General features: G+C 49.8%; 10 protein-coding genes. 5 read left to right on the top strand and 5 right to left on the bottom strand.

From position 1 onward, the window contains the following. The first annotated feature begins 113 nt into the window (after window positions 1-113). Window positions 114-320, top strand: a complete 207-nt coding sequence (locus ACO0LK_RS24695) for a hypothetical protein (RefSeq protein WP_422979839.1) — start codon at window positions 114-116, stop codon at window positions 318-320. A 233-nt stretch (window positions 321-553) separates the two neighbouring features. On the opposite strand, the gene ACO0LK_RS24690 is transcribed toward ACO0LK_RS24695, so the two are convergent. From ACO0LK_RS24690 to ACO0LK_RS24670, 5 genes are all read right to left on the bottom strand, one after another. Beyond that, complete coding sequence (locus ACO0LK_RS24690) at window positions 554-1096, bottom strand: hypothetical protein (protein ID WP_422979837.1); 543 nt, start codon at window positions 1094-1096, stop codon at window positions 554-556. Then, window positions 1078-3381 (bottom strand): RHS repeat-associated core domain-containing protein, encoded by a 2304-nt coding sequence (locus ACO0LK_RS24685; RefSeq protein WP_422979835.1) that lies wholly within the window; start codon window positions 3379-3381, stop codon window positions 1078-1080. The genes ACO0LK_RS24690 and ACO0LK_RS24685 overlap by 19 nt, the downstream gene beginning before the upstream one ends. A gap of 55 nt (window positions 3382-3436) precedes the next feature. Next, on the bottom strand, window positions 3437-4903 hold the full coding sequence (locus tag ACO0LK_RS24680; protein ID WP_422979833.1) for a hypothetical protein: 1467 nt from the start codon (window positions 4901-4903) through the stop codon (window positions 3437-3439). Then, window positions 4900-7212: a hypothetical protein gene (locus ACO0LK_RS24675; protein ID WP_422979831.1), complete on the bottom strand. Its 2313-nt coding sequence runs from the start codon at window positions 7210-7212 to the stop codon at window positions 4900-4902. Before ACO0LK_RS24675 ends, ACO0LK_RS24680 begins: the two co-directional genes overlap by 4 nt. 704 nt (window positions 7213-7916) lie before the next feature. Beyond that, the gene (locus ACO0LK_RS24670; protein WP_422979829.1) at window positions 7917-8450 is read right to left on the bottom strand and encodes an NUDIX hydrolase; all 534 of its coding nucleotides are present in this window, start codon (window positions 8448-8450) and stop codon (window positions 7917-7919) included. 580 nt (window positions 8451-9030) lie between these two features. Here ACO0LK_RS24670 and ACO0LK_RS24665 point away from each other — a divergent pair. The 4 genes from ACO0LK_RS24665 (at window position 9031) to ACO0LK_RS24650 (ending at window position 12277) form a co-directional block, all read left to right on the top strand. Next, the gene (locus tag ACO0LK_RS24665) at window positions 9031-10161 is read left to right on the top strand and encodes a hypothetical protein (protein ID WP_422979827.1); all 1131 of its coding nucleotides are present in this window, start codon (window positions 9031-9033) and stop codon (window positions 10159-10161) included. 28 nt (window positions 10162-10189) lie between these two features. Further along, a complete protein-coding gene (locus ACO0LK_RS24660) occupies window positions 10190-10639 on the top strand; it encodes a DUF5675 family protein (protein ID WP_422979825.1) in 450 nt (149 codons plus the stop codon). A 277-nt stretch (window positions 10640-10916) separates the two neighbouring features. After that, complete coding sequence (locus ACO0LK_RS24655; protein WP_422979823.1) at window positions 10917-11480, top strand: hypothetical protein; 564 nt, start codon at window positions 10917-10919, stop codon at window positions 11478-11480. Between the two features lie 23 nt (window positions 11481-11503). Next, window positions 11504-12277 (top strand): hypothetical protein, encoded by a 774-nt coding sequence (locus tag ACO0LK_RS24650; protein ID WP_422979821.1) that lies wholly within the window; start codon window positions 11504-11506, stop codon window positions 12275-12277. The last annotated feature ends 65 nt before the right edge of the window (window positions 12278-12342 follow it).

Genomic DNA, 12342 nt, shown 5'->3' with positions numbered 1-12342 from the left:
CACGATGGCTTTGGACGTACAATCACGAACGGCCTAACATGGCCTTGGGAGGGGCTACTCCCAAACAAAAACTCGCCATTGCAGCATAGTGCTACTTTTAGCTGTGGTTAAAAATGGGGGGATTACCCGCTGACGGCAATGGTGGTAGCTGCGGCTGTGCTGCTGGTGCTGCTGCTGTTTTTACACAGCTGGGTACCCAACAGGTTGGCTGCGGTGACATTGATCTGGGGGTTGTCATAAAAATCGGGGTTGCAGTATGCCTGGGTATTGACAGTGTCACCCAGGGTGATTTTACCGCCGCTAGCTGGCTACTGAGCTGACGGCATTGACGGTGCTTGAAAAAAGGGATCAGGTCTCACACTACGACAATTCCGCGCTAAGGAAATGTATGAATGTAAGACCTGACCCCATCTTTACATTGTCGTACTGGTAGCTGGCTACATGGCTAATGGCATTGACGGCGCGTGAAAAAACAAGGGCAAGTCTCACACTACAACAATTCCGCGTCACGGAAATGCGTGACTGAACGACCTGCCCCCGGTTTTCTTAATTGCTAAGGTCCATTAGGTTGCCCAGACAACTCAGCTATACATCCTGCATTGAAATTGTCCATATCAAAACCACCATAGCTCAATGTTTTCTTTGGTTTTTCGAATGTACCTAAAACAAAAACATATGAAGTTAGATTTTTTTCACATTCTTTGCTCACCATACCTACCCGAACAGAAACATCAACAATAGTGTCATCTGCAACAGGGACTAAGCTAATTCTCGAAATCTGGACATTTTCGCTAACAGAATCTCTTTCTCCTACTGAAACAGCAATCAATACTTGTCGTTTAAAATCAATTCTTGACAGAACTTTTTCATAGTCGGAGCGACTCATCGCAGATTTTACCCATGATAAATCAAGTTGTTCCTTATTTTCAAAGTGGTACAAATTAGGCCCTGTTGGTCCGTTATTTCCCGTAAAAATCTGCACAAATTCAACAGCGTTTGAGCAACCAGACAAGGACAAAAGTCCGGAAAAAAAAATAATCCTTGGAAAAAACACACATGCGTCAAAAAAATTAGTCACTATTTGCGACATTTGCATGGAATGATCCCTTTCTGTGCGTCGTACCAAACGTTGTTTATCATATTTCGATACCATTGATAGCGATTTTGGTCTGCCTGCTCAGTACCAAGTCCGACCCCGTAAGTTGACATAAAATCATTAGGAGAAATACGAGCTGTTATACCAGGCCAAAGTGTATGGCCTGGCTCTGTTACATTGACAACAATTTCCTGTCCTGTATTGTGATCAACAGTAACATATGAAATTACCGGATTCATCCAATTCTGTTGACCAGCTGGTGCTGTCCCAAAAGACCCAGCAGCAGACATCCCGTTTGCCATACCCTGCATCCAAGTTGGTGTGGCATTGTTAGGACTTCCATCCGGAGTAGCTGGATTTGGATCCCAAGGAGTGGGATTATCTTTGAGATTGGGCCACATGTCATCATATGAACAACCTGGCACACGAGTTATTTTACTGTAATAGTGATAATTCTTGTCTTTGGAGTCAATAGTCCTTGGCCAGCCTGGTGGTGCTGGTATTGGTCCAAAACTTGGCCCGGCCGGAATATTACAGGAAAAGGTTTTGCCATCACTGCTACATACCACGACCAAACCAGAGGGATCAAATCCTGAAACAGGGTTATTTCCAACGTAGCTAAACGTATTGACGCCGCCGCCCAACCCAATCGGATCACTCTCCACATACCGCCCCACCTGCGGATCATAATCCCGGAAGTAATTGTAGTGCAGACCCGTCTCCGCATCAAAGTACTGCCCCGGAAAGCGGAAGTTAAACGTGAATTTATTTGTCGCTGTCGTCGGCTGCTCGTTCGGTGCCGTTTCCCCAAACGGTGCACTGTCCCAACGCCAGACTTCATTACCACTTGCATCCGTAATCACTCTCGGTGTGTTGATGTGATCTGTCTGAATATCATACACCTTCGGACCATTCGCTATCACATTTACAAGTACTGACGCTGATGTACTTACTGCCCCCAGGTTGTCTGTGGCCCTGGCAGTGATGCTGTAATTACCTGGTGCGACATTGGTCCAGTTGATATTGAATGGTGCTGTAGTCACGGTCGCAATAGATGTTGTGCCGTTGAAGAATTCCACCTTGGCTACCGTGCCATCGGTGTCTGTTGCTGTCGCATTCAGGTTGATGGTGACTGGTGCTATTGCACTGACTGGGTTGGCCGTTAAGCTGATGCTGGGTGGGGTGTTGCTTCCTGCTCCACTACCCGTTGCAGTACTCAGCACCTGATGATACGCAAACACAGCAGGCCCACCATTGGTACTGCTGATGTTGTTGGCGAAGACTTCACCGATGATGGCGAAGTTATTCGCGCTGGTGAGGTTGACATCGCCCTGGTCTACATAGATACCGGCAGCTATCTGTGCACCTTGTACGGTGGTGAAGTTGCCGTTATATACGTAGAGCTTGAGCTTTTGTGGTTGTTGCGCCTGGATTTGGGTATTGCCCATGCTGCTGCCACAGGTGCCGCTGATGTTCCAACAGGTGGGGCCGGCATTGAGGGTGAAGGCATTTTTAAAATACAGCTTGACGCTGGTGGCGGTATTGCCACTGGCAGCAGGACTGACTGTGAGGTGACAGCTTTGTTGCCAGTTGGCGGTTTCAATATAGTAATCGCCCGGTTCAAACTCCATGGTGCTGCCATTGCAGTTGGCGATAGTGAGTTGTTTGATGCGGGTGGCCACACTGCCACCACGGAAGTGCAGGACACCACCGGCCTGGGTGGTGACTTTGGCGTATTCGCCAGCGGGTAAGCTGAGGGTGCCGCCCTGTACGTTGAGGGTCAGGGTTTGGGATGCTGTGGCACCACCGCTATTGCTGGTGACAGTCAGTTGCCCTGCACCATTGAGTGTGGTGCTGGTGCTGCCGTTGTTGACGATGACCTGGGCGCTGTTGGCGTAATTCACATCCAGCAGATTGGCGGTGCTTAGGTAGGCTGGCAGGGTCAGGCGGCTGACGTTGGCACCGCTGGTGGCAATGGTCGTGGCTGCGGCTGTGCTGCTGCTGTTGGTACTACTGCTGTTTTTACACAGCTGGGTACCCAACAGGTTGGCTGCGGTGACATTGATCTGGGGGCTGTCAAAAAAATCGGGGTTGCAGTATGCCTGGGTATTGGCGGTGTCGCCCAGGGTGATTTTACCGCCGCTGAAGACGTTGAAAACGCTGGGCGTGGTTGGGGTGGACTGAGCGGCGGCTGGGGCGGTGACGCAGCTTAACAGGGCTGCACTGCTTACTGACAGCAGTAAGCTGCCCCATGCCTTACGCATGGGTCGTAAATTTGAATTCATGGTTTTGCTTTTTCTCATTGATTGGTCTGATGGTCATAGACAGCAATGCGCTGTCTTACTTGATGACTGCCACAGGAATATCACCGAGGTAGATGTAATCGACATCGCTTTGTGCGCTTTGCCCGCTTTGTACACTGCGTTCGCTGATGAGTTTGCCGCCGCTGTCGTAGTGATACAGGGTGCTGATCGCGGCATTGCTGCCATTTGCCGGTACTGCCTTTTGTATCCGCTGCCCCAGCGCATTGATGGTGTACTGGACGACACCGGTGCTGGTGGTGGCTGTGGTCATGCGACCCCGGGCATCGTAGGTGAACTGGGTATTGCCATTGCTGGTGATGCTGCCGTTGGCATCGGTGCTGATGGCTTTGCTTTGGCTGTCGGCAACCTGGGTCAGGCGGTTGCTGGTGCTGGCGTAGGTGTAGTTGGTATTGGCGGCACCGGTGGTTTTAGTACTGCGGTTACCTACGGCATCGTAAGTAAATGTCTGGCTGGTTTGCGGGGTGGTGTAGCTGGTCAGGCGGTCGAGATTGTCAAAGCCGTGGCTTATCTGACGGCTGGGGTTATTGACTTCATTGATGGAGGTGATGCGATTGACTGCATCATAGGTGATGGCCTGCACTTTGTTGTTGAGCGTGTAGCTGGTAATACGCTCGTCCCCATCAAAGGTGCGGCTATAGGTCTGCCCTGCACTGTTGTGATAGCTTTGTACGCCACCAAAGGGACGATACACTGCCTGACTAAGGACGGTCATGGTGATGCCGTCTTTAGTGGTATCAATTTGGCTGATGCGCCCTAAGCCGTCGCGGGTGTAGCTGACTTGGCGGCCATTGGGATAAGTCAGGCTGCTGACGCGCCCAGCAGTGTCGTACTGGTAGCTAGTCACGTAGCTGACGGCATTGATGCTGCGGGTATCAGTCAGGACGCGGCCACGGCTGTCGTAGCTGTACAGAATGGTGCTGTTGGCGTCGGTGATCTGGGTCAGGCGGCCTTTGGCATTCACACCCTGGTCATAGCTGTAGTTGATGACGCTGCCATCGTGATAGGTGATTCGGGTAATACGGTTGAGCACGTCGTAGACATAGCTGGTGGTCTGGTTTTTGGCATCGGTACGGGTCAGGATATTACCGGCGACATCAACGACGGTCGTAGTGGTGCCGGTATCGGGACTGGTCTGGCTGAGCTGATTGCCCAGGCCATCAATGCTGTAGAGGGTGCTGAGGCTGCGGGCATCGGTGACTTTAATGAGGCGATGCTGGCCGTCATAGTCATAGCCGGTGACTTTGTTGTTGCCATCGGTCTGCGTTTGCAGGCGGTTGTGTACGTCGTAATTTTGCAGGGTGGCGACGTTGTTGGCATTGGTGATTTTAGTGACATTGCCGACGTTGTCGTACTCGTACTGATAGACGGTGGATTGTGCCTGGGACTGTGCCGCAACGCACAGGGCGGCCACGGCCAGCGCCATCGCACGGATGGCCGGGCGATGTATCACGGTTGATAGGGATGGATTCAGGAAGTGGTTCATTGCGCTGCTCCTGTCACTGTTTTCAATTGATTCAAGATGTCATATACACGGCTGACCTGACGCGTTAAGTTGCCACTGCTGTCGGTGACGGTTTCGTTGATGCGGTTGCTCATGTTGTCGAGGGTGTAGTTGATGCTGTTGCCCAGGCTGTCGCTGATTCTTGTCAGGCGATGGGCATCGTCATAGATGTAGCTGATGCTGCTGTTGTCTGGCAGGGTGACCTTGGTCATCTGGCCTGTACCATCGTATTGATAGCTGGTAGTTTCTGACACGCCGTCAGCATTGCTTACACGTTGGCTTAACAAGCCGCGTGGTGTGTAGGTCAGTGTGGTGACCAGGCCATTGGGATCAGTGATCTGACCGACGCGACCATTGCCGTCATAGTTGGCATATGTGGTGACATGGCCAGCCGCATTGGTCATGCTGCTGAGATTACCTTTGGTGTCATAGGTGTAGATGGTTTGATCCACGACATCAGTACGCGGGCCGGTCGCTGTCAAGATCTGGCCTACATTGTTGTAGGTGTAGGTCCAGACACGGGGGCTACCTGTCACGCTGGCATTGGCACCCTGGCTACCATTTGCATCTGTGGTTGCCTGCGTGGTTTTGGTCAGTAGATTGCCTTTGGTGTCATAAGCGTAGGTCGTGCGCAGCAATGGTTCGTTGACTTGTGCTGGCAGGCGATACGTTGCATGCCAGGATGTGGTTGTGGTTAAGGGCTGTGAGGTATTGAATGCGTCTGTGCGGCGGATTTCCAGGTTACGGGTCAGATCGTAGTCATAGGTTGTGACTATGTTGTTCCAGTCAGATTTACCGGCGAGGTTGCCATTGCCGTCATACCCCTGGCCTTTGGCTGGGGGACAACCGGCACATCTGTCATAGGTGCCACGGTATTTAGGAACACCTACTTCCCAGCCATAAGCGTAAGTAGCTCCACTGATCGTCGGATTGGCATTGGTTCCACCAAAATACTTCACATAATGCGCACTTTGAATAGCGCTGAAACCATAGTCTATGGTGACCTTTTCTACGCCTCCCGCATGTTGCGACATGACAGCGTTACCTGCACAATCGTAACCCCAGGTCGCAAAACGCACGCCATTTTCGTCTGTGATGCCGGTCAGCACATTTGGCAGCACACCAAAACCGTTACCTACATTGCTACCACGGCAGTAAGAGCCGCCATTAATCCATGCACTTTCGTTGTAATGATAAATACGCTGCTTGCCATCAGGGTAGGTGACGCCCGTGAGATTATTTGCACTGCAAGCCAGATTGGTATCGTCCGGAGTAACACAACCACCTGAAGCACCGTCATATTGGTATGTCGTTACTGCATTATCTGGGGCGATAAGCTTCACAATGCGGCCCACTGTGTCATATTCAAACTGGATCTGCCTGCCCCAGTTATCGGTAACACAGAGCAAGCGATCTGCTGGCAACAGCGCGCCAGACTGCACGTTGCCACAAACAGGCGCATCGGCTGGCCATCTGGCTGTTGCCGTATCATTGCTGGTGCCACTACTGTAGGTCAGCGTGCGTGTCGTACCAGCACGAGAGGTGATGGACAAAAGCTTGCCATCTGCGCTGTATTTTTCAACATCTTCAGTGTCACCGTCGGTATAGGTCCAGACGATTTTATTGTTGCTGTCTGTGGTCGCAGTAAGCCGGCTATTGATATCCGCATCTGGTGTGCCGACGCCATTGACCATACTGAACAAGTGACGGCCACTATTTGGGCGTGTGACTGAAACAATGTCCGGAACAACCAGGCCTGTCAATTTTTGCGACTGGTCCACACAAAATGAACGGGCGTCAACCGCACTGGCAAAGCAGACTGCGTTCGGCCCTCTATTGATGCGTACAGATTCTTGTAATATTTTTGAATCAAAAGGGATCACCCAATGACGACCAAACAGACGTACCGTTGCCTCGTCTATATTGAGCATGTCGCCGTGGTAATAGCGGTCAAACCCAAGCGCACCGCTTGCTTTGATGTCGGTTTCAATTTGGATTTTGCTGGCGTTTGCCGGCACAATCGGGTTACCACAACATGGAATAGGTGGTGGCGGTTTATTTGGGTCTGGTTTATTCGGATCCCGGGTCGCGCATTGATCTTTGGCCCACACATCGCCGGTACTGCAGTTGCAGGCGGTTTTATCTTCGCTCAGATGGCTGCCGCCCGAACATAGTCTATGTTTATACACATAGTACATAAAAAATGCCAAATCAACGGGATTGCCCTGGGCATCTATGTCATGTCCGACACAGGTCTTTTGTTCATCGTTATTGGGATAAGGGCCACCCACGGGAGCAATGCCAAATACACGAAAAGGATTTGTATTGTCTCTATTTTTGTAGGCACAGTACTGATCTGCCGTATTAGAGAGTGGGTCGTGAGCATCTAAATCTGCCCAGCCGATCTTTGGGCCAGGGGCTCGTCCATCAAATGCATTTGCAACTGACTGTAGCAGCAGCAAGGACATTAAAAATAATAGTTTGCGCATAATAGAATTTAAAAAATTTGACACGAGAAGGGACGCCTGCATCAGGGATGCATGCGCTTTTAGGCTGTGTGCGATATCGCAGAGGTGGTCAGTGCCATCAACGCAGAAAGGAAGGAATTAAGGGTGCGTTCACACAAAGCCGTTTCTCTATTTTTAGCCGGATTCGTATTACCATCAACACTATTTCGTATAGTTTTGAATATGCGTCGTCAAGACACAATTTGGATAAGAATTGGTGGCTAGCTTGACTTGCCAGCGGCAGCCTGGTTTGCCTGGAGGAGAGTTTGAAATGAGGATAGATGGGTATTTTTGCAAAAATATGCACTCATTTTTGCTTGCTCAAAAATCGGGATATCACATGCGTGGCCAGGCTATTCGCCGCCCTGCCCGATGCCAGACAGCCGGTGTTGAAGACCGTGATCGTGACGAAGTAAGAAATTGCGTCAACAAGAATCAGTGAAAAAGGAAAGCCGATGAACATGCTGCATGATGTTCATCGTTCTATCTCACACCCTATCCAACGCCATATAAAACGAAGCAATATGCAGTGATTGCGAAAACTCGCCACTCGCTATCATTGCTTTAACCTCGGATGGATGCGCAAACGACTCAATGATGTCTTCGCTGGCATCCAGTGTTTTGTCAGCCTGCCGCCGAAGGCCGCGTGCAATGAACAAATGAATGCTGTTTGTCTGGCGTGCCGAATTGGCGTAGTACTTTCCAACCGGGGTCCAGCTTGATGCTACGTAGCCTGTTTCTTCCAGCAATTCGCGCTGTGCCGCTTGCAGTACCGACTCGCCTGCATCTACCACGCCACCGGGCAATTCTGTGCAGACCACATTCGCTGCATAACGGTATTGCCTGACTACGAGAATTTTCCCGTCCGCATCCTGGGCAAACACATGCACCCATTCGGGTTCGTCGACGACGTAATACGGTGCAATGATCTGCCCATTGTGCAACTGGCAGGTATCAGCACGCAGGCTGAGCCAGCGGTCATCGATAATAGATTTGCTGGCTAACTGACGCCATGGGTTCATGTTGATCGCTTTCTATCTGAAGATACAGCAGATTGTAAAACACCTGTCGTTGACGGTATGGGAACGCATCGTTTTTGTAAATTGAGTTCTGCTATTTTGCAGCACAGGCCAAGGCCGATATTCCATGATTCATGGGGACAATATAGCCTCATAGAAATGCGCAATAAGCTGAGCCATTAATCTATCGTTACCCCGATCGTAATAGGTATTCAGGATCTACCTTTATATTCTGTGTAGCCGCATGTGATACGCACAGAAATTCATTCCCGTATAGAAAACATTGCACAAAAAATCATTTTTTAGAAAAAAGTTCTGGTCATGTCATGCATTTAGGTGATGTAATTTATGTTAACAAATTTAATGCTTAATTTGTTAACAAATTAGAGAATCTTCATGGACGAACACAATTTCAATTGAATAATTGGCTGGAAGGTGCCTGCATTAATTGGGGGAAATTGTCTGCGCCCCCGATCGACAGGGCGTTGGACGGATAGATGCATTTTACAAGCACGACCAGCAGGCAGTATTTGCTTTCAAGAAAACAATCTGCGACTTATAAAATTAAAAAAGGGAGAGTATTGTGCTGATCAATTGTGTCAAAAATCTGTTTGTCTCACGCAAAAAAAATGGCCAATTTACGGTCATCAAAAAGAGCCTGATTTTTCTGGCATTGGCTGTGTCGGCGCAAAATTGTCTTGCCGTAACCTGCATGGAAAAATGGCTGCCCATGTTTTTGAAAGAGAAATACTCGCCAGAAGATATCGATAAACTGTTGGCTGTTGCATGCAAGACGCCGGTTACTTTGGTCGCAAAAAGCAACGTAGCTACGGCGCCCGACAAAACTGTCGCAGAATCCCAGGCAGCTACAGAAACTCAGTCAAAGACGCCTGCTGCACTAGCCAAGAAGACACCTGCGGCCGAAACGAAAACGCCTGAAACGCCTGAAACGCCAGCCGACGCGCCAACCCCAAACAAGGATAAAGAACCCAAAGGGGATTCATCAAAAGTTGTTTTTGTGGTGGCAGACAATGATGCAAGCAATTATATGGGCGACCGTATCAAATCTGGATATACCCGATCTGCCTACAAAGTCGACATGACGTCGAATAGCAAAGACGCGGCCTTGGCGTGTGTACCGCAGTTTTTTACTCTGAGGGGTATAGGAAAAATAAACGTCAAGCTTAATCAGGCAAAAGACAGTCAGCTTGAGAGCGCATTTGTGGTCACCAACGATACGCCTACAGACAACGATACATCCCTATGTAAAGATAAGTCCAAAATTGTAAAGTTGGGGGAAGTCGTGGTCTTTCCGTCGCCAGACCTTGTCACCCTTCCGCCCGATCGCTACGGTTTAACATATGGAACACTCATGGTGCCTTATAAATATCATGTAGGCTCCAAGAACTTCAGCGGCGGCACTTCAGTGGGTGGTTATATGGGCTATCGTCAAGAAAAATCCGGATTGGGGCTGGGTTTACAATTTGTTGGCTTCGTAGGCGCTGGTCAGATACCAGTAACACAAAGCGTCAACGGGCAAGACAAAACGCAGAACTTGACAGGCCTTAGTTATGGCTTAGGCATAATCGGCACTGTAAAAGACAAGTTCCACATGGGTTTTATTTTGGGAGCCGACCGCGTCAACACAGATGCGGGATACAAAGACAATGGCAAACCCTGGATAGCGATTGAACTGGGTTATGCATTTTTCTAACTGATTTACAATCATTGAGGAGATTTACATGAAAATAGTAGTCGACCGTTTCATCTCTGACGATGAAACCACCATCAGCCATATCACCGTGGATGGACGTTTTGTCTGTTTTGGCCTGGAAGATGAATACCGCGTCACCAAACTGGTGAATGAAACCCGCATCCCTGCCGGTACTTACAAGGTGAAGTTGCGTACCGATGGCAAGCACAATGAGCAGTACAAAGTACTGTTCCCGGATATCCATCGCGGCATGCTGCATATCCAGAACGTGCCTGGCTTTGAATATATCCTGATCCACTGCGGCAATACGCAGGCAGATACGTCTGGTTGCCTGCTGGTTGGCACTAGTGCTGTCACGGACAAACACAACATGTCCATCGGTGCCAGTCGCCCTGCCTACAAGCGCCTGTATCCCATCGTCGTGGACGCCGCCGCCAAGGACACGCTGGAAATTCAGTTGATTGATAACGACCGCTAAGCACGTCTGCGGTCTTCGTACTGGCTGTAGTTAAGATACTGCCAAGGTGGAGTTAAGATACCATTAAGCCACAGGTCTGCATCAACCCATGCAGACCGTTTTTATTCACCCGCCCTGCTATACCCATCCACCTGTAACGTTTAATTACACAATCACCAACGATGATTGAATAATTAACATGCCCTTACAATTATAATATCCCCTCGTAATGCAAGTGCTGGGCCAGGCTTGTGTCGGTTGCTGCCCTTTTTTGAACCAAACGCGAGGTCTATACAAGATGTTGTCTTTACTAAAGCTGAATTTTGTCAGGAACGTGTTGATCGGTTGTTTTTTGATTTACCTGATAGAAAAAACCATCAGCTTCCAGTACATTAAAAATATATTGGCGTTGCCGGTGCTGTTGTGGATAGCGGGTAATGTCATTTATGGTCTGGGGCATAACCGGCGCGAGCGCAAGAAGTTTGAGAAAAGAGTGCATGCCTTTTGTAAGTTCACAGATGAAAATTGCCTTGACATCGATGAAGGCAATGCCATGGCGCTGGATTATGACAGCAAAACCATTTACCTGATCAATAAAACAGGGCAAATCGCCCTGCAAGCAGAACAGATTTTGCGCTGGGAGATCGGCATGGCCCGTGATGAGATCAGAACCACACTTACCTCTGCCACCGAGTACACCCCAAGCAGCGCGCAGGTCGTTGTGAAACAGGGCGGCGTATCCCATGTCACTTTCTGGATTAACGGCGGCGCTTATCATGTGTTTACCGTGGCCGTGTCTTCCGAAAAGATCGTCAACAGACTTAAGCATTTTTCGCTGGTCAACAATATTGCCATCGTCTGATTTTCTTTTACCCTGATAACCCTATGAAGACTTTACGCCTTGCCTTGTGCGCGACGCTGGCCAGCATCGGCTTTGCCAGTGTAACCATCACCTGCCACGCCCAGACCTGGACGGACATGCCAGCAATGGACACCAAATCCAACGTCGTCACCCAGCGCGCAGATAGCCCCATCTACAGCCGCATGGCCACGGACAAAAAATTCCGTGAATTTGCCTACAATGCCATCAACGTCAGGGGTGAAAAACTGAATTATGAGCTGGTGCTGGAATCGCGCGCCGCCTTGTATGCCAAACCTTCGCTGCGCAAGGTATATGAAACCCGTGCAGGTAAATACTATGTCAGCTATTGGGTGCAAGAAAGCCGCGCCTACCGCTCCATGCCGTTTCGCCGTAATGCAAACCTGGCCCTGATCGTGGTCGACACCGTACCCGCAGACCAGAACAACCCGCAGTTCAAGGCCGTTGCCGACAAATTGCCGTATGCGGTGTACCAGATCAAATGGGATCAACCCAAAAGCAATGATCGCGGCACCATGCGGGTAGATGACAGCGGTTCTGCCGTGAAATGGAATTGCAAGACCAAGGACGGCCGCAACATGCCGACCATGCTACAAACCATGATCATCCACAAACCCAATTTCGAAAAAGAAACCGAGTACTACCACACCGCGTATTACATCACCGACGACGGCCTGCTGAAAGATAACGGCTGGGGCAAATCCAACATCTGCACAAACCGCAGCGTGGGGCCGGATGATGAGGTGTCGAAGTGGGTGAGGTTTTGGGGTGGGGAGTGAGGCTAGTCTGTTGCGAAGTTGAATTACAGTTGTTGCCTATGCTTGCTGTACTAAAGTACTGACTA

The sequence above is a fragment of the Undibacterium sp. Ji49W genome, from assembly GCF_049340205.1.
Taxonomy (GTDB): domain Bacteria; phylum Pseudomonadota; class Gammaproteobacteria; order Burkholderiales; family Burkholderiaceae_D; genus Undibacterium.
The sequence above is the reverse complement of the archived record's forward strand: the minus strand, read 5'-3'. Positions and strand labels throughout refer to the sequence as shown.